Annotated in this window: 15 protein-coding genes; 14 read left to right on the plus strand and 1 reads right to left on the minus strand. The window is 34.5% G+C overall.

All coding sequences use genetic code 11. The annotated features are described in order from the left end of the window. Positions 1–24: 24 nt before the first annotated feature. Positions 25–1,155 (plus strand): tRNA guanosine(34) transglycosylase Tgt, encoded by a 1,131-nt coding sequence (gene tgt / locus DXU93_RS05905; RefSeq protein ID WP_116880354.1) that lies wholly within the window; start codon positions 25–27, stop codon positions 1,153–1,155. Positions 1,156–1,162: 7 nt separating this feature from the next. Then, positions 1,163–2,251, plus strand: a complete 1,089-nt coding sequence (locus tag DXU93_RS05910) for an LptF/LptG family permease (RefSeq protein ID WP_116880355.1) — start codon at positions 1,163–1,165, stop codon at positions 2,249–2,251. A 13-nt stretch (positions 2,252–2,264) separates the two neighbouring features. Here the strand turns inward: DXU93_RS05910 and DXU93_RS05915 are convergent, their stop codons facing one another. After that, the gene (locus tag DXU93_RS05915; protein ID WP_116880356.1) at positions 2,265–2,867 is read right to left on the minus strand and encodes a NifU family protein; all 603 of its coding nucleotides are present in this window, start codon (positions 2,865–2,867) and stop codon (positions 2,265–2,267) included. A 194-nt stretch (positions 2,868–3,061) separates the two neighbouring features. Here DXU93_RS05915 and DXU93_RS05920 point away from each other — a divergent pair, with 194 nt between their 5' ends. The 12 genes from DXU93_RS05920 (at position 3,062) to DXU93_RS05975 (ending at position 18,091) form a co-directional block, all read left to right on the plus strand. Beyond that, positions 3,062–3,499 carry an HYC_CC_PP family protein gene (locus DXU93_RS05920; RefSeq protein WP_123776057.1) on the plus strand — a complete coding sequence of 146 codons (438 nt, stop codon included), beginning with the start codon at positions 3,062–3,064 and terminating at the stop codon, positions 3,497–3,499. Positions 3,500–3,575: 76 nt separating this feature from the next. After that, positions 3,576–5,816: a TonB-dependent receptor gene (locus tag DXU93_RS05925; RefSeq protein WP_116880358.1), complete on the plus strand. Its 2,241-nt coding sequence runs from the start codon at positions 3,576–3,578 to the stop codon at positions 5,814–5,816. Between the two features lie 22 nt (positions 5,817–5,838). Further along, positions 5,839–6,186: a heavy-metal-associated domain-containing protein gene (locus DXU93_RS05930; protein ID WP_116880359.1), complete on the plus strand. Its 348-nt coding sequence runs from the start codon at positions 5,839–5,841 to the stop codon at positions 6,184–6,186. A gap of 143 nt (positions 6,187–6,329) precedes the next feature. Next, positions 6,330–7,832, plus strand: a complete 1,503-nt coding sequence (atpD, locus tag DXU93_RS05935; protein ID WP_116880360.1) for a F0F1 ATP synthase subunit beta — start codon at positions 6,330–6,332, stop codon at positions 7,830–7,832. A 13-nt stretch (positions 7,833–7,845) separates the two neighbouring features. Beyond that, positions 7,846–8,136, plus strand: a complete 291-nt coding sequence (locus DXU93_RS05940; protein WP_116880361.1) for a F0F1 ATP synthase subunit epsilon — start codon at positions 7,846–7,848, stop codon at positions 8,134–8,136. 218 nt (positions 8,137–8,354) lie between these two features. Further along, positions 8,355–9,098: an isoprenyl transferase gene (locus DXU93_RS05945; protein WP_116880362.1), complete on the plus strand. Its 744-nt coding sequence runs from the start codon at positions 8,355–8,357 to the stop codon at positions 9,096–9,098. A gap of 1 nt (position 9,099) precedes the next feature. Then, a complete protein-coding gene (gene bamA, locus DXU93_RS05950; protein ID WP_116880363.1) occupies positions 9,100–11,607 on the plus strand; it encodes an outer membrane protein assembly factor BamA in 2,508 nt (835 codons plus the stop codon). 35 nt (positions 11,608–11,642) lie between these two features. Then, on the plus strand, positions 11,643–12,161 hold the full coding sequence (locus DXU93_RS05955; protein ID WP_116880364.1) for an OmpH family outer membrane protein: 519 nt from the start codon (positions 11,643–11,645) through the stop codon (positions 12,159–12,161). A 32-nt stretch (positions 12,162–12,193) separates the two neighbouring features. After that, on the plus strand, positions 12,194–12,724 hold the full coding sequence (locus tag DXU93_RS05960) for an OmpH family outer membrane protein (RefSeq protein WP_116880365.1): 531 nt from the start codon (positions 12,194–12,196) through the stop codon (positions 12,722–12,724). Positions 12,725–12,788: 64 nt separating this feature from the next. After that, the gene (gene murI / locus DXU93_RS05965) at positions 12,789–13,622 is read left to right on the plus strand and encodes a glutamate racemase (RefSeq protein WP_116880366.1); all 834 of its coding nucleotides are present in this window, start codon (positions 12,789–12,791) and stop codon (positions 13,620–13,622) included. Further along, positions 13,613–14,137: a gamma carbonic anhydrase family protein gene (locus DXU93_RS05970; protein ID WP_116880367.1), complete on the plus strand. Its 525-nt coding sequence runs from the start codon at positions 13,613–13,615 to the stop codon at positions 14,135–14,137. Before murI ends, DXU93_RS05970 begins: the two co-directional genes overlap by 10 nt. A 186-nt stretch (positions 14,138–14,323) precedes the next feature. After that, positions 14,324–18,091, plus strand: a complete 3,768-nt coding sequence (locus tag DXU93_RS05975; RefSeq protein WP_116880368.1) for a carboxypeptidase regulatory-like domain-containing protein — start codon at positions 14,324–14,326, stop codon at positions 18,089–18,091.

Consider the following 18,091-nt stretch of genomic DNA (forward strand, 5'->3'; position numbering starts at 1 on the left):
GTGCTTTTATTTTTCAACATTTTTATGCACTTCGAATTAAAACATCAAGATAAAAACTCTCAAGCACGCGCTGGAAAGTTAGTTACAGATCATGGAGAAATTGAAACTCCGATTTTTATGCCGGTAGGTACTGTGGGGTCTGTTAAAGGAATTCATCAACACGAAATAGAGAATGAGATCAATGCTCAAATTATTTTAGGAAATACCTATCACTTATTTCTTCGCCCTGGAACAGAAGTTCTTGAAGCTGCAGGTGGTTTGCATAAGTTTATCGATTATAAACGTCCTATTTTAACAGATAGTGGAGGATACCAAGTGTATTCAATGTCTGGTTCTCGTAAAATTACAGAGGAAGGAGTGAAGTTTCAATCTCATGTTGATGGTTCATATCATTTCTTTACGCCAGAAAGAGCTATCGATATTCAACGCTCAATTGGTGCTGATATCATTATGGCTTTTGACGAATGTACGCCTTATCCTTGTGATTATCAATATGCCAAAAGGTCAATGAAAATGACTCATCGTTGGTTGGATCGTTGTTTTACTCAAATGAACAATACGCAACCTAAGTATGGTTACGATCAAGCGTTATTCCCTATTGTACAAGGAAGTGTGTATACAGATTTAAGACAAGAATCTGCAAAATATATTGCAGATACAGATTCTTTGGGAAATGCCATTGGAGGTTTGTCAGTTGGTGAACCTGCCGAAGAACTATATGCAATGACGGAAGTTGTTACAGATATTTTACCGAAAGAAAAACCACGTTATTTAATGGGGGTGGGTACGCCTATGAATTTATTGGAATGTATCGCTTTAGGTGTTGATATGTTTGATTGTGTTATGCCAACACGAAATGCACGTCATGGAATGTTGTTTACGAGCGAAGGGATAATCAACATTAAAAATAAGAAATGGGAAAAAGATTTTACACCCATTGATCCTAATGGAACTTCTTCTGTCGATACTGTATATACAAAGGCTTACCTTAGGCATTTGATAAAAACGAAAGAAAGTTTAGGTTTGCAAATTGCATCAATACATAATTTAGCGTTTTATTTAGCGTTGATGAAAGAGGCAAGAAAAAGAATTATTGACGGAAGCTTTAAAGAATGGAAAAATGTAATGGTGAAAAAAATGGCACAAAGACTGTAATCGAATTATGCTGAAAATACTTGATCGATATATCATTAAAAAATATCTAATTACTTTCTTCTTTATGTTGGGAGTAATAATGATTTTGGCCATGGTGTTCGACTTGGCTGAACGTGTGGGTGATTTTATTGAAAAAGAAGCGCCTATTCGTGCAATCATTTTTGATTATTACCTCAATTTTTTGGTGTATTTCGGGAATCTTTTTTCTCCGCTAATCGTATTTGTTTCTGTGATTTGGTTTACTGCTAAAATGGCTCAAAACACTGAAATTATTCCTATGCTGAATAGTGGAAGACCGTTTAGAAGAATCCTAAGACCTTATATGATAGGGGCAACAATTTTAATGTTGATTTCTTTAGTGTTGAACCATGTAGTGCTACCTGAGTCGAATAAGGTTAGACTTCAATTTGAAGAGAATTACTATAGAAATGTTAGAACTGTCACAGATTATTTTGCGGAATATCCGGGTAAAAAAGTGGTGTATTTTGATTCTTATCGATCTGATAAAAGTAGAGCACTTGGGTTTGTGATGGAAAATAGAGATGAAAACGATAATCTAGTTTCTGTTTTAAAAGCCAATCAAGTTGTTAATCCTGACAGTACTGATGTTTGGCGATTAAATGATTATCATATTCGATATATCGGAAATCCAAATGATGAATTGGTTTACCCTCCGAATAGCGGAGAGTATTTAGATACAATATTGCCTTTTAAACTGAGTGAAATGGCCCAACGAGGAACGGTGGTTCAGACAATGGGGTTTAACGAAATCAATGATTTTATTGACTTAGAAAGACAAAAAGGTTCTCCAGATATTGCTTTCTATGAAATAGAACTCCATCAAAGAACTTCGTTTCCTTTTGCAACTTATGTTTTGACTTTAATCGGACTTTCTGTTTCTTCACGAAAAACCAGGGGAGGTATAGGTGCCAATATTGCCATTGGTTTGTTTTTGGCGTTTCTTTACATTTTTGCGATGAAAGTAACTTCGGTTGCCGCAGAAAATGTAGGGTTTCCAGCAATTATTGCAGTATGGATACCCAACATAATCTTTGCGGTGTTGGGGCTAATACTTTATCGATACGCCCCAAAATAAAGCTTGGTAAAAGTTATGATTCTGCAACCACTTCCTTTACTTCAGGAATGTGTTGTTTAAGAATCTGCTCAATTCCTCCTTTCAATGTGTTTGTTGATGAAGGACATCCTGAACAAGCTCCTTTCAAAACAACTTTAACTACACCATTGTCAAAGTTTCTGAATTCAATCGCTCCTCCATCTCCTTCTACAGCTGGCTTAACATATTGATCTAATAAACCAATAATTGCATCATCAAATTCTGAAGGTGAATAATTTGAAGTATCAATTGTTTTGTCTTCAACTTCTGGTGCCGGCTTTTCTTCTGGAATCGCAGTAACAACTTGTTTTCCTTCTGAAATATAATTACGAATGTAATCACGTAATTCAGTTGTTACAAAATCCCATGCAAGCGTATCATCTTTGGTAATTGAAACGAAATTGTTTGCAATATATACCTCTTTTACAAATGGGAAGTTGAACAATTCATCTGCCATTGGAGAAAAACCTTTTGTTTCTTGTTGGTTTTTAAATTCTGCAGTTGCTGAAGGATCAATTAAATAATTGTTGGCAACGAATTTCATTGTATTCGGATTCGGTGTCATTTCAGCATATATTGTAACTGGTATTTTTGACATATTCTATGTTTTAAGTTGCAAAGTTAACAAGGAAAAAATGATTTTTGTTTAAATCCAATGAAGAATTCTATTTCTAAAAATGAGGAAGTTTCCTTCATAAGTTAAACAAGTGTACTGCTTTGATATATAGTTTGTTTTGTTAAATCATAGTTATTTGTTTTTTTTAAACTTTTATATTTCTTAAATTTGAAAACGTGAAACAAAGCAAAAACATATTTCTTTTACTCTTTGTTGGGATATTCCTTATCAGTACAACTGGAGTGACGGTTTATAAACATTACTGTAATCATGGCGGTATGTTGTATGGTGTTTTTATGGATGTTGAACATGGATGTGACACCAATGATTTACCAGAAGTGAAATCTGGTCATGACTGTTGTAATCCCTCTTCGGACGATGAAGTTAAGATTGATGTTGATTGCTGTACAAGTAAAGTTGAAGTCTATCAAATTGATTCAGATCTAGCAACCAACGATATTCATATAGAGTTCGCTAAAAATTTCGATTGTGACTTTGTTCATGATAACCCTTCTTATGCTATTGAACGACAAAAGTTCAGTATATTCAACAAGGCACCACCAGTCTTAACAACACTCAAAAGACTTTCCCTCTTTCAAATGTATTTGATTTAGTATTAAAAGATTTCGATTAATACGCTCTTTTAGCGTTGACAATTAATTTTTAGTTTATAAATCAAATAAAATCAAAATGAAAAATATATTAGTTTTATTTGCTGTGTTCCTAGGAGCATTAGCATTTGGACAGAAAATAAGCATTCAGGGAACTGTAGAAAGCTATATTGACGGAAAAACAACTGAACCGTTATTTGGCGCGGAAGTGTTTTTGAAAAATGCTAAAGAAGGTGATATCACTGGAGAAAAAGGTTCTTTTTCAATAAAAGCTGAAGCGAATCTTCCGGATACTTTAATTATTCGTGCTTCAGGTTATTATGCTGATACAGCAATCATTGCTAAACCAGAATCAGTTAACTTTAAAATTACCCTTTATCCAGAATTTGTAACTGAGGAGGTAATTATTAAAGCAAAACGAGATAATTCAAATGTCTTAAGACTTGATCCTCGAAATGTAGAGAATTTAACACAAGGCGAATTGCGAAAAGCAGCGTGTTGCAATTTATCTGAATCTTTTGAGACCAACGCAACAGTAGATGTAAGTCTAGCAGACGGAGTGTCGGGTTCTAAAAGGATTCAAATGATGGGGTTGAATGGTAGGTATACCCAACTTCAATTTGAAAATATTCCTTTTATGCATAATCTAGATCAAGCTTTTGGTCTAACGTCAGTTCCGGGAACCTGGATTTCTTCCATTCAAATTACTAAAGGAGCTGGTTCCGTAACGAATGGTTATGAATCAATGGCGGGTCTAATCAATCTCGAATATATGAAGCCAGACAATATGGAACGTATGTTTGTGAATGGGTATGGAAGTATTCAAGGACGGGCCGAGTTAAATGTTCATGGAAGTAAAAAAATCAATGATAAATTAAGTACAGCATATTTTGTGCATGGAAATACCATTCAGGCAGAATCAGACCGTAACAATGATGGATTTAGAGATATTCCATTGAGTGAGAATATAATCGTGATGAATCGATGGAAATACGCGACTGAACTTTTTAGGGGGCAGATTGGTGTGAAAGCAAGTCATTTAGACCAAAAAGGAGGTGAGTTAGGATATGAAAGATATACCAATCAAAATGAGCAAGGATTATATGGTGTTGGAATACGTAATACAAATGTTGAGTTGTTTGGTAAGACTGGATTCTTATTTAAAGAAGACCTTTTTAGTTCAATTGGAATCGTGTATTACATGAAATACAATGAGCTGAACACTGTTTTTGGAAATAGAAAGTTAGATGCAACGGAAAAACGTGGTTACGTTAATGCGATGTATGAAACAATTTTAGGGAATACCAACCATAAACTGAAATCAGGGCTAAGTTTTGTATATGACGATTTAGAACAATTGATGGATGATCAATTACCGAATGATACCACATTAAGACAATTCAATAGAACGGAAATTGTTCCAGGGATTTTTTCAGAATATACTTATACAGGGACGCGTTCTATTCTAGTGCTTGGTGCTAGAGCTGATTACCATAATCTATATGATTTCCAGTTTACACCTAGAGCGAATTATAAATATGATCTTACAGAGCGTATGGATGTTCGTTTAACTGCTGGTAGAGGATTTAGAGTTTCTAACTATGTAACTGATAACTTATCATTGATGGCTACAAATTTGCCATGGATTGTGGATGATAATATAAATCCAGAAGTTTCATGGAACTTTGGTGCTAGTTGGTTGTGGGATTTCAAATTGTTTGATCGAAAGGCGACTTGGACGGCTGATTTTTATCATACAATGTTTGAAAATCAATTGGTTGTAGATAGAGATGAATCAAGTGATTATATTCGAATGAGAAATCTTGATGGTGAGTCATTTTCTAATGTTTTTCAAACTGATATTAAGTTCGAACCATTGCAACGTTTTGAAGTTAAAGCTGCATATAAGTGGTTGGATGTTAAATCAACGATGGGGGGTGAGTTAAAAACTGTTTTAATGGTACCAACTCACCGAGGTTTTGTTAATCTAGCATATGAATCTAGGAATAGTAGATGGATGTATGATTTGACTTTGTCAGTTTTTGGAGCTCAAAGATTGGCGCAAGTAACGCGACCTGATGGAACTTTAACAGAAAATAATATGAGTGAAGTTGTGCCAATGTTGTCGGGGCAAATTACACATAAATTTAAGCGCTTTGAAGTGTATGTCGGAGGGGAAAATCTTCTTGATTATCGATTGGAAAATCCAATTATTGATGCAGAGAACCCATTTGGGGAGAGATTTGATGCAACAAGAGTTTACGCCTCAATTTTTGGAGTAAATGTATATGGAGGATTTAGAATAAGTATTGGTGAATAAATTAATTTAAATATATAGAAAGATGAAAAATGGAATTTTAATGATCGTAATGTTGCTTGGTTTGTTTGTAAGTTGTTCAAATACGAAAGGTACTGAAGCAAAACCTGTAGCGTATATCCAAACAAATGCCCAATGTGGAGAATGTAAGGAAAGAATAGAGGAGGCTCTTAATTACTCAAAAGGAGTAGTATATTCAAATATGGATTTGGAGACGAAAATTGTTGAAGTAAAATACAATACAAATAAAACATCACTTGCAGAGGTGAAAACGATTATCTCAAACTTAGGCTATGATGCTGATGATGTTACAGCAAATAAAAAAGCACAAGCTGCCTTGCCAGCATGTTGTCAGCCGGGTGGTCATGACTAGTGTTAGCTGATTGAAAAGTAACTTTAAAATAATTTAATTAACAAACTTAGTTCAATTGTGGAAAAAAAAGATTTTTATTCTTTAGAAAATGAAATAATAAATCTATCTTTGCGCCCAAATTGAATAACTTAAAGGACAGAATAATGTCGGAAATCAAAGGACAAATTTTACAGGTCATCGGTCCTGTAGTTGACGTAAGCTTCGAAAAGGGTGTCGAGCTACCAAATATTTACGACGCATTGTATGTGCCGAGAGCAGATGGTACAAGTGTCGTTTTAGAAGTACAATCTCACGTAGGGGAGAATGCTGTTAGAACTGTATCTATGGATACAACTGATGGATTTACTCGTGGTATGGAGGTTCTCTCATCAGGAGATTCTATTCAAATGCCAATCGGAGACCAAGTAAAAGGACGTTTATTTAACGTTGTTGGAAGTGCTATTGATGGATTGCCAGAAACCAACCGTGAGACTGGTAGATCAATCCATAGAGAGGCTCCAAAGTTTGAAGATTTGTCAACATCTTCTGAAGTTTTATTTACAGGAATCAAGGTTATTGACCTTGTAGAGCCATACTCTAAAGGAGGTAAAATTGGTTTGTTCGGTGGTGCCGGAGTAGGTAAGACTGTATTGATACAAGAATTAATTAATAATATCGCTAAGGCTTACGAAGGACTTTCAGTATTTGCTGGAGTTGGTGAGCGTACACGTGAGGGTAACGATTTACTTCGTGAGATGTTGGAGTCAGGAATTATTTGCTACGGTGAAGAGTTCATGAAGTCAATGGAAGAAGGTAACTGGGATCTTTCAAAAGTTGATCACAACGAGTTGAAAGAATCAAAAGCTGCTTTCGTTTACGGGCAGATGAATGAGCCTCCAGGTGCACGTGCTCGTGTTGCATTGTCAGGATTGACATTGGCAGAGTATTTTAGAGATGGAGACGGAGAAGGTGCTGGTAAAGATATCTTATTCTTCGTTGATAATATATTTAGATTTACACAAGCTGGTTCTGAGGTGTCTGCACTTCTTGGACGTATGCCATCAGCAGTAGGTTACCAACCAACGTTGGCAACTGAGATGGGAGCGATGCAAGAGCGTATTACTTCAACTAAAAATGGTTCGATTACATCTGTACAGGCGGTTTATGTACCTGCGGATGATTTAACTGACCCTGCACCAGCAAACACATTTGCTCACTTGGATGCAACAACAGTATTGTCTAGAAAGATTGCTGAACAAGGTATTTACCCAGCGGTTGATCCATTAGATTCTACTTCACGTATTCTTTCTGCTGCAATTTTAGGAGATGAGCATTATTCTTGTGCACGTAGAGTTCAGTCAACTCTTCAACGTTATAAAGAGCTGCAAGATATTATTGCGATTCTTGGTATGGACGAACTTTCTGAAGAAGATAAGTTAGTCGTACACCGTGCACGTCGTGTTCAACGTTTCTTGTCTCAACCATTCCACGTTGCTGAGCAATTTACAGGATTGAAAGGTGTGTTGGTAGATATTCAAGATACAATTAAAGGATTCAACATGATTCTTGATGGTGATCTAGATAAATATCCAGAAGCTGCTTTTAACTTAAAAGGAGATATTAACGATGTAATTGAAGCAGGTGAAAAAATGCTTGCTGAAGCTTAAATCTTATTAAAATATGTGGTTAGAAGTTATAACACCAGAAAAAAAAGTGTTTGAAGGTGAAGTTGATGCTGTTCGTTTTCCAGGTATTGATGGAGCGTTTCAAGTATTGAAAAATCACGCACCAATTATCTCTTCACTTACTGAAGGTATAGTCAAAGTTGATCTGTCAAATCACGAAACAGATTTTGATGAATTCTCAGGGTCTTTTGAACCAGATTCATCAAACTCAAGAGTTATTCGTATGACAATCAAAGGTGGGGTAATGGAGATGCAAAATGATAAAATTATTGTTCTTGCAGACTAAACGTATAATAAATTAGGAAAAAGGGAGTTGTATAAAGCAATTCCCTTTTCTTGTTATTATAACTTGGGTTTTGCTTCTGTCGTTATGAATAGTCAAATTTGCTATTTTAAAAAAGGTTGGCGATATATAGCATTCAGTTGTTAAACTACGTTAAGGTTGTTTTGGTTTTTATGTAGAAATTCCAATTGTTATTGTAAATTCGTCGTCTTATTATAATTATGAGTTTGTTAAATAAAATAAATCTTGAAAAATGTCCTCAACACATTGCAATCATTATGGATGGTAATGGGAGATGGGCAAAGCAACAAGGTGAGGTTCGCTTATTCGGACATTCATATGGTGTAGAAGCTGTTCGAGAAGTACTAAAGGCTTGTGTAGATGCTGGTGTGCGTCACCTGACCCTCTATGCTTTTTCTACTGAAAATTGGAATAGACCCCAGGAAGAAGTAGATGGACTCATGAATTTGATGGTAGAAACCATAGCAAATGAAGTGGAAGAGTTAGACGATAATAATATTCGACTACGCAGCATAGGTGATAAAAATAGATTGCCAAACGCTTGTAGAAATGAGCTTAACGCCGCAATGGAAGCTACTAAAACTAATGATTCACTTGATTTAATTTTGGCCCTTAATTATAGTGCCCGTTGGGAAATTGTTGATGCGGTTAAGAAAATTGCAAATAAAGTAAAAGAGGGAAAAATTAATCCCGAAGAAATCGATGATGATACCTTTTCAAATGAATTGTGTATTAATGATGTCCCAGATCCAGAATTATTAATACGTACTTCAGGAGAATGTAGAATAAGTAACTTTATGTTATGGCAAATTGCATACTCAGAATTATACTTTACAGATATTTTATGGCCTGATTTTAAAAGAGAAAATCTTTTTGAAGCCATAATTGCTTATCAAAATAGAGAAAGACGTTTCGGTCAAGTATCTGAACAACTGAAAAATTAATATGAGATATTTAACGATCGCATTAGTAGTACATCTTTTTAGTCAATTTGCATTTGGTCAACAAGTAAATTACGAAAACCCTAAAACCTATGAAATTGGACCCATTTCAATTAATGGAGCTGATAATTTTGACCATCAAGCGATTAAACTAATTGCTGGTCTAAGACAAGGAGAAGAAATTGTGATTCCTGGTGATGATATCTCTAAAGCAATTCGTAACCTTTGGGAGGAAAAACTTTTCTCTGATGTTCAAATAAAATTAGATAAAGCTGTAGGAGATATCGCTTATCTATCTATTAATCTAAAACCAAGACCAAAGCTTTCACGTTTTAAATTTGTAGGAGCGAAGAAAAAAGATGCCGATAATATCAGAGAAGAAATTAATTTATTCTCAGGAAAAAACATCACAGAAAATTTAATTTTTAATACACGAGCGAAAGTAGTAGGATATTACAGAGAAAAAGGATTTTATAATGTTGATGTAAATATTCAACGTGTAAATGATTCCTTAATGAATAACTCTGAAATATTTATCATAAATATTGATAGAGGAGAGCCTGTTCGAATAGCAGAAATAAATTTTTATGGAGTGGAATCTGTTAAAGAAGGGAAGCTACGCCGTAAAATGAAAGATACCAAACAAAAAGCTTTTTGGAGATTCTTCAAGCGTTCTAAATTTACAGAATCAGCGTATGCACGTGATAAAAATTTGCTGTTGCAAGAATTTAAAAAAATAGGACTACGTGATGCTAAAATTGTACACGACACTGTTTATGCCTTAGATGAAAAAAATCTAATTATTGATATTACAATTGATGAGGGTGAAAAGTATTACTTTGGTAATATCACATGGGTTGGAAATTCAAAGTATACTTCTGGTTATTTAGATACTGTTCTTGGTTTGAGTTACGGCGATTTATACAATAAAGAATTGCTAGATACTCGTTTGCACCAAAGTATGGATGGTCGTGACATTACCTCTTTATATATGGATAAAGGTCATTTGTTCTTCCAAGTTTTTGCTGTAGAAACTAATGTTGAAGACCATCATATAGATTATGAAATCAGAATGACGGAAGGTAAAGAAGCGCGTATTAAGGATATCATTATTAAAGGGAATTATAAAACCAATGATTATGTAATACGACGAGAAATTCGTACAAAACCAGGTGATTTGTTTAATCGAAATGACATTATTCGAACGCAACGTGAATTGGCGCAATTAGGATATTTTGATGAACAAGCTTTTGAAATTAATCCTTTACCAAATCCAGCCGATGGAACGGTTGATATAGAGTATGTTGTAACTGAAAAATCATCCGACCAAATAGAACTTTCTGGTGGTTATGGAGCAGGTACAATTATTGGAACTTTAGGGTTGACATTTAATAATTTTTCTATTCAAAATACATTCAATAAAGAAGCTTGGGCACCTTTACCTACAGGTGATGGTCAGACGCTATCTTTAAGAGGTCAAACCAATGGACCGTACTATCAGTCTTATAATTTTTCTTTTACTGAGCCATGGTTGGGTGGGAAAAAACCGAATGCATTAACAACATGGGTAAATCATCAAACTTACAGTAGTTATTTGGATGAAGACGATGATTTATATAATAAGGTTTCAATCTCTGGAGCAGGTATTGGTTTACAAAGAAGAAAGAAAATTCCAGACGATTACTTTAGTGCATATTACGAATTGTCTTACAGTTACTATGATATCACAAATTATTCTTCATTTGCATTCGATGATGGTTTTTCAAATGACATTGCATTTAAATATGTGCTAGCAAGAAACTCTATTGATGCACCGATTTATCCAAAAAGTGGATCACGTATATCTTTTACAGCTAAAACAACTTTACCTTATTCTCGTTTTGATGGAATTTCTGATTATTCTTCTCTTTCAGAACAAGAAAAATATAAGTATGCGGAATATTACAAAATGAAATTAACGGGTGAATGGTATTTGCCATTGACAGCGGATAAAAAATTAATATTGTCTCCTAAAGTAGGATTTGGATTCCTTGGTGGCTTTAGTTCAGAAAAAGGATTAACTCCATTTGAGCGATTCTATTTAGGAGGAAATGGTTTAACAGGAGTTAACCAGTTGGATGGTCGTGAACTAATTTCATTGCGTGGTTATGAGAGTGAAGCTTTATCTTCAGAGACTGGTGATCCATTAATTGCACGTTACTCTTTAGAATTAAGATACCCAATTTCATTGAATCCTTCTGCAACATTCTTTGTGTTAGCATTTGCTGAGGCAGGAAATACTTATACAGGTTTTGATACTTTCAATCCTTTTAATGTCAAAAGAAGTTTTGGAGGTGGTGTAAGAATCTACCTACCAATGTTTGGTCTTCTAGGATTTGATTATGGATGGGGTATTGATCCATTTGACCCACATAGTAACGGGTATGCTGGTGGTAATGATTTAATCAGAAGATCAGGTAAACCTGTTGGGACTTTCCAATTTATTATTGGTAAAAACTTAGGAGATTTATAATGGCACTTTTGCTTTAATTCAAAAATAAAACTACGATGAGAAACTTATTTTTAATATTGACAATTGTTTTTGGTACATCTTTTGCTTCTATCGGTCAGAAGTATGGTTATATTGACTCTGACTATATTCTAGAAAGTATGCCAGAGTATAATCAAGCACAAGAAGAATTGAATACCTATGCAACAAGATGGCAAAATGAAATTGATGAACGTTACAAACAGATCAAAAAGAGAAAAGAAGAATTCTTAAGAGTCGAAGCAATTCTACCTAAAGAAGAAAGGTTAAAAAGAGAGGAAGAAATTGAAAAAATGGAATCTGAAGCTTTAGAAATGCAACAACAAAGATTTGGAGTAAGTGGAGAACTATTTTCAAAAAGAAAAGAGTTAATCGAACCAATTCAAGATCGTGTTTTTGAAGCATTAGGAAAAGTTGCTTCAGATAGAAATTTTGCCTTCGTTTTTGATAAAGCAAACCAATCAAATCTTATCTTTGCAGATCCAAAGTACGATATCAGTAAAATGGTGTTACGTGAAATGGGAATTCAAGGAAAGTAATTTATAAATAGAATAAAATCAAGATCAGAATCATGAAAAAATTAATGTTATTATTTTTAATGGCGGTTACCACTTTTGGTGCTGCATTTAGTCAATCTTCAATGGCACATGTTAATACGCAGAAAGTATTAGATACTATGCCTTCACGTAAAAGCGCAATGAAGGAATTGGCAAATTTTGAAGAACGTGCAGTAAAAGAATTACAAGAAACACAGCAAAAATTGCAAGCTGATTATCAAAAGCTTACTCAGGAACAAGGTTCAATGAGTCCTACAGCTTTTAAATTTCAGGAAGAAAGATTGATGAAGAAATCTCAAGAATTTCAAACACGTCAACAAGAATTAGATGAGCAAATTCAAATTTTAAGTCAAGAGCTTAATGCGCCAATTCTTGAAAGAGTTCAGAAAGCGGTTGAGACTGTTTGTAAAGCAGAGAAAATTGACTATGTTGTAGATGAGTCTTCACTTCTATATAGTGGTGGTAGAAACCTTACTCCACTTGTAGTGAAAGAAGTGCTAAAGATGGAAAAAGAAGCTACATCAACTTCTACAGAAGGAAAGTAAAACTTTTATGAGAATGCTTTAAGCCGTTATGTTTTCATAACGGCTTTTTTGCGTATTTTTGAGTATGCTCGATTATAGTCCAATTGGTTTTTTTGATTCAGGTTATGGTGGTTTAACTGTCCTTAAAGAAGTTCAGAAACTAATGCCTGAATATGATTATTTATACCTAGGTGACAATGCACGAGCTCCTTATGGAACTCGTTCTTCTGAAGTTGTTTTTGAATACACTTGGGAAGCAGTACAAACCTTGTTTAATAAAGGTTGTGACTTGGTTGTTTTGGCATGTAATACAGCTTCAGCCAAAGCCTTAAGAAGGATTCAACAAGAAAAGCTAATTGATTATCCAGAAAAACGAGTTTTAGGAGTGGTCAGACCAAGTGCTGAAATTGTTGGTGATTTTAGTCTGAACAATAACATTGTTATCTTAGGGACAAACGGAACAATTGCTTCCAATGCTTATATAGAGGAGTTTAGTTTGCTGAGTCCAAAAACACTTGTAAATCAGTACGCTTGTCCATTATGGGTTCCTTTGATAGAAAACAATGAATACCGCACTCCCGAAGGAATAGCATTTATTAAAAATGATATTGATAAAGTACTTCGTTTTTATCCTAATTCTGATGTAATTCTCTTGGGATGTACTCATTATCCAATTCTCCAAAATATTATAGAAGATCTTGTTCCTAATCACATAAAGGTGGTTAGTCAAGGAGATATCGTAGCCAAATCATTGATGTCGTATTTAGAAAGGCATAAATGGTTAGCTGACCTACTATCTCGAAAAGGAAGAACAAGTTATTTAACCACTGAAAATCCTGGTACTTTTGAAGAGCTAGCTTCTTTAATTTTAGATATCAACGTTAAAGCAAAACATATTAAATTAAATTCATGGCATTAATAAAAGAATGTAGAGGGTATTCCCCTCAAATCGCTGAAGATTGTTGGATAGCAGAAAATGCTACAATAGTTGGTGATGTTAAATTAGGTAAAGGGACTTCTGTATGGTTTTCAGCTGTTGTGAGGGGAGATGTGAATACCATTCAATTTGGAGAAAATTGTAATATTCAGGATGGAGCAGTAATTCATTGTACTTATGAAAAGTCCAAAACCATCGCAGGAAACAATGTATCTATTGGTCATAATGCCATTGTACACGGATGTAAAATCGGAAATAATGTTTTAATTGGTATGGGCGCTATTGTAATGGATAACGCAGTGGTTAATGATAATGTACTAATTGCAGCAGGAGCAGTTGTACTTGAAAATACAGTACTAGAATCAAATTCTGTTTACGCTGGAACTCCTGCTAAACGTATTAAGTCTTTAAGTGAAAAAACATTTGAAGGAGAGGTGAAGCGTATTGCCAATAATTATGGAATGTATGCAAGTTGGTTTTCGGAGAAGAACCAATAGACTTGTATATTTACGATTTACTTTGTGAATTAACAAATATTTAATTTTAATAAATTGACTTAACTTTGTTTCGGACAAATGTGTATTTGTAAACAGAATTTTTCTTAGATGTTAAATTTTCTAAATGAATTTTTTCTATATTTACACTTTTCGAATAATTTGAGTAAGAATAAATAATAAAAACTTATGATACGTAAATTCTACTTTTTGTTTTTAAGTGTTTTGTTGTCAGTAGGTTCTGTTTTTGGGCAGGCTGGTAATGGAACAATCAAAGGATCGGTTCTTGATAGTGAATCAAATGAGCCAATACCTTTTGTGAAGGTTGTTTTATATCAAGGTGGTATAATTAAGGGGGGTACAGAGTCTGATTTTGATGGGAAATTCCAATTTCCATCGATTTCTTCAGGATCTTACGATGTTGAGTTCCGTTCTCAGGAATACAAACCTATTAAAATTGAGAACGTTTCTGTTTCTGCAGAGAAGATTACTTTCTTAGATAAAACAAAATTAACTAAGCCAGAGGATGTTCAAGAAATGGAAGAGGTGCAAATTGTTGCCTATAAAGTTCCTTTGATTAATAAAGATGGTGGAGCTCAAGGTTCTACTGTTACACGTGAGGATATTTCTAAACTTCCTGTACGTTCGGCGAGTGGAGTTGCTTCTACTGTTGGAGGTGTAAATGAATCAGAAAGTTCTGGAGGTATTAGTGTAAGGGGATCTCGTGAAGGAGCTTCTTACTATTATATTGATGGTATTAAAGTTCGTGGTTCTTCTAACTTACCGAAATCTGCGCTTGAAGAGGTGCAGGTTATTACAGGTGGTGTTCCTGCCAACTATGGGGATGCAACTGGTGGTATTATCTCGGTTACAACAAGAGGGCCATCAGCACAATACTTCGGTAGTTTAGAAGCTGTATCATCTGGTTTTTACTTTCATGGAGAAAACGAATTAGGTTATGATGGAAAGGTGATTGGATTAGATCAATTTGGATATAACCTTGTAGAAGGAATGGTTTCAGGGCCTTTATTAATGAGAAAAGATTCTACTGGAAAGAAAACAGAACCAATCTTAGGATTCTTGATTTCAGCGTCGTTTAATGATCAAATTGATTCTCGACCTTTCGCTGATGGTTCTTATAGAATTAAAGAGGATGTAAGAGAAGAATTGATTGCGAATCCTTTAAGACCTTCTGCAGATGGTCAAGGTTATTTTAATAACTCAGACTTCCTACGTGAAGATGCTTTCGAAAAAACACCTTATAGAATGAATGCCCGTCGTAGAACAATCTCTGCTTCTGGTAAAATTGATGTTAATACGGGACCAACTGTGAATTTAACATTTGGTGGTTCTATGAATTATAATGGAGGTAAAGCATATAGTTATGATAATTCTTTATATAACTTTGATAATTTTGGTAATTCAAGTCAGTTTGACTGGAGAGTTTATGGACGTTTAACACAACGTTTTAGAAATGACACTGAAGGATCAAGTTCAAAAGTTAAAAGTTTCTACTATAATTTAATGGTAGATTATTCTAAATCTTCTTCAGAGGTTTATGATGAAGATCATAAATATAATATCTTTAACTATGGTCATGTAGGTTACTTTAATTCAACTTACCGACCAACATACTCATTTAATGATGCAGAAGATAGTTTAATTCATGATGATTTTGAGTCAGTGATTGTTGACTTTTCACCATCAGATATTAATCCAACTTTATCTGCTATAACAAGTCAATATTATGCATTGAATCCTAATCCACAAGGTAGTTACCAAAATATTGAGCAAATCAATAATGGTGGAGGTTTAAGAAATGGAGATTCTCCAATTAGTGTTTACGGAATTTGGAGTAACATTGGTACACCTTATAATAGCTTCTTTAAAGGAGAAAATGAGCAGTTAAGAATTACAGGTTCTGCTTCTGTAGTTATTGGTGGACATAATATCTCTTTAGGTGTTGAGTACGAACAACGTTGGGACCGTGGATGGGGTTCTGGTAATTACTTCTCAAGAGCAGGTGCAGGACCAATTGGAATCTGGGAAATTTCTCGTCAATACATGAACAGTCACATTGAAGAGTTAGATTTAAATAACCCTAATTATGATTTTTACGGTACTTACCCTCGTGTAACTTATGACCGTTTAAACAGTGGATATGCTGCTAACGCTGGAAATGGTGAGTATGGAGGTGTAGCACAAAACGATGACCAATATTTCTTCGATTATAACTTTAGAAAAGCATTAGGTCTTGATCCAGCTGGTGATGACTATATTGATATCGACCGTTATGATCCAAACATGTTCACTTTAGATATGTTCTCTCCAGATGAATTGTTTAATTCAGGACGTAACTTTATTTCTTACTATGGTTATGACCACACAGGAGAAAAAGTTTCTGGAAATACTGATATCAATGACTACTTTACAGAAACAGATGAAAATGGAAACTATGAACGTTTCATCGGAGCTTTCCAACCAACTTATGTTTCAGGTTACATTATGGATAAGTTCTCCTTCGATGATATCGTATTTAACGTTGGGGTTCGTGTTGATGTTTTTGATGCTAACCAACCAGTATTGAAAGATCCTTATTTGTTCTATAATGCAAGATCAGCTTCTGAAGCGAGTTCATTAAAAGATCAAGACCCAAATACTTATGGATGGATTGATATTCCAGAAAGTATTGGTGATGATTATGTAGTTTACGTAAACGATGTAGAGAACCCAACTCAAATTAACGGATTTAGAAATGGAGAAACTTGGTATGATCAAGATGGTACAGTAACGCAAGACCCTTCTACAATTAGAGGTGCTTCAGGTATTGCTCCTTGGTTGTTGAACCCATCTCAATCAACTCCATCTGCTGATGCATTTGAAGATTATAAAGTTGCAATTAACGTAATGCCACGTATTGCATTCTCTTTCCCAATCTCAGATGAGGCAAACTTCTTTGCAAACTACGATATCTTAACAAGTAGACCATCAACAGGTCTACGTTTTAATCCAATCGATTATCAATACATTACAGCAAGAAACATTGTTATTAACAATTCAAACTTGCGTCCAGATAAAACAATTGACTACTCTTTCGGATTCCAACAAGTTTTAACACGTACTTCTTCTTTAAAAATTAGTGCTTTCTACCGTGAGTTGAGAGATCAAATTCAAGTAAGAAACGTATTTGAAGCATACCCTGTAACATACAGAACTTATGATAACCGTGACTTCGGTACTGTTAAAGGTTTAACTTTAGAATATGACTTAAGAAGAACAGGAAATTTAAGAATGACTGCTAACTATACTTTACAGTTTGCTGAAGGTACAGGTTCTGACGCAAGTTCATCTTTATCATTTGTTAACTCAAATCAACCAGATTTACGTGTTGTTTATCCTTTCTCTTATGACCAAAGACACGCTTTCTCTTTCACTGTTGATTACCGTTACGGTTCAGGAAAAGATTACAATGGTCCAGTAATTAAGGATAAAAATATTTTAGAGAACACTGGATTAAACATTATTACATTAGTTAATTCAGGAACTCCTTATTCAGATCAGAAAAACATTACTCCAGCTGCGATTAATTCTGGTACTCCACAGTTAACTGGTACTTTGAATGGTTCTCGTAAGCCTTGGACTTACCGTTTAGATTTACAGTTAGACAGAACGTTTGACCTTGAGTTTGGTAAGGAAAATGAAAAGAAAAAACGAGCTTTCTTAAATGTTTATGTACGTGTTACCAACCTTTTGAATCAGTTTAACGTACTTAATGTATACAGAGCAACTGGTGTTGTTGATGACGATGGTTACTTAGCTGCTGCTGAATGGCAATCAACTATCCAAAGTAAAATGGATGAGCAGGCTTATAGAGATTTATACAGTATGTATATGAACAATCCTTATAACATTAGTCAACCAAGAACAATAAGATTAGGTGTTAAATTTGATTTTTAA

The organism is Brumimicrobium aurantiacum, assembly GCF_003402975.1.
GTDB classification, from domain to species: domain Bacteria; phylum Bacteroidota; class Bacteroidia; order Flavobacteriales_D; family Crocinitomicaceae; genus Brumimicrobium; species Brumimicrobium aurantiacum.

Bases quoted from the DNA above. Each gene is read 5' to 3' on its own strand.
- tgt (WP_116880354.1), top strand. From the start codon at position 25: ATGCACTTCGAATTAAAACATCAAGATAAAAACTCTCAAGCACGCGCT.
- DXU93_RS05910 (WP_116880355.1), top strand. From the start codon at position 1,163: ATGCTGAAAATACTTGATCGATATATCATTAAAAAATATCTAATTACT.
- DXU93_RS05915 (WP_116880356.1), bottom strand. From the start codon at position 2,867: ATGTCAAAAATACCAGTTACAATATATGCTGAAATGACACCGAATCCG.
- DXU93_RS05925 (WP_116880358.1), top strand. From the start codon at position 3,576: ATGAAAAATATATTAGTTTTATTTGCTGTGTTCCTAGGAGCATTAGCA.
- DXU93_RS05930 (WP_116880359.1), top strand. From the start codon at position 5,839: ATGAAAAATGGAATTTTAATGATCGTAATGTTGCTTGGTTTGTTTGTA.
- atpD (WP_116880360.1), top strand. From the start codon at position 6,330: ATGTCGGAAATCAAAGGACAAATTTTACAGGTCATCGGTCCTGTAGTT.
- DXU93_RS05940 (WP_116880361.1), top strand. From the start codon at position 7,846: ATGTGGTTAGAAGTTATAACACCAGAAAAAAAAGTGTTTGAAGGTGAA.
- DXU93_RS05945 (WP_116880362.1), top strand. From the start codon at position 8,355: ATGAGTTTGTTAAATAAAATAAATCTTGAAAAATGTCCTCAACACATT.
- bamA (WP_116880363.1), top strand. From the start codon at position 9,100: ATGAGATATTTAACGATCGCATTAGTAGTACATCTTTTTAGTCAATTT.
- DXU93_RS05955 (WP_116880364.1), top strand. From the start codon at position 11,643: ATGAGAAACTTATTTTTAATATTGACAATTGTTTTTGGTACATCTTTT.
- DXU93_RS05960 (WP_116880365.1), top strand. From the start codon at position 12,194: ATGAAAAAATTAATGTTATTATTTTTAATGGCGGTTACCACTTTTGGT.
- murI (WP_116880366.1), top strand. From the start codon at position 12,789: ATGCTCGATTATAGTCCAATTGGTTTTTTTGATTCAGGTTATGGTGGT.
- DXU93_RS05970 (WP_116880367.1), top strand. From the start codon at position 13,613: ATGGCATTAATAAAAGAATGTAGAGGGTATTCCCCTCAAATCGCTGAA.
- DXU93_RS05975 (WP_116880368.1), top strand. From the start codon at position 14,324: ATGATACGTAAATTCTACTTTTTGTTTTTAAGTGTTTTGTTGTCAGTA.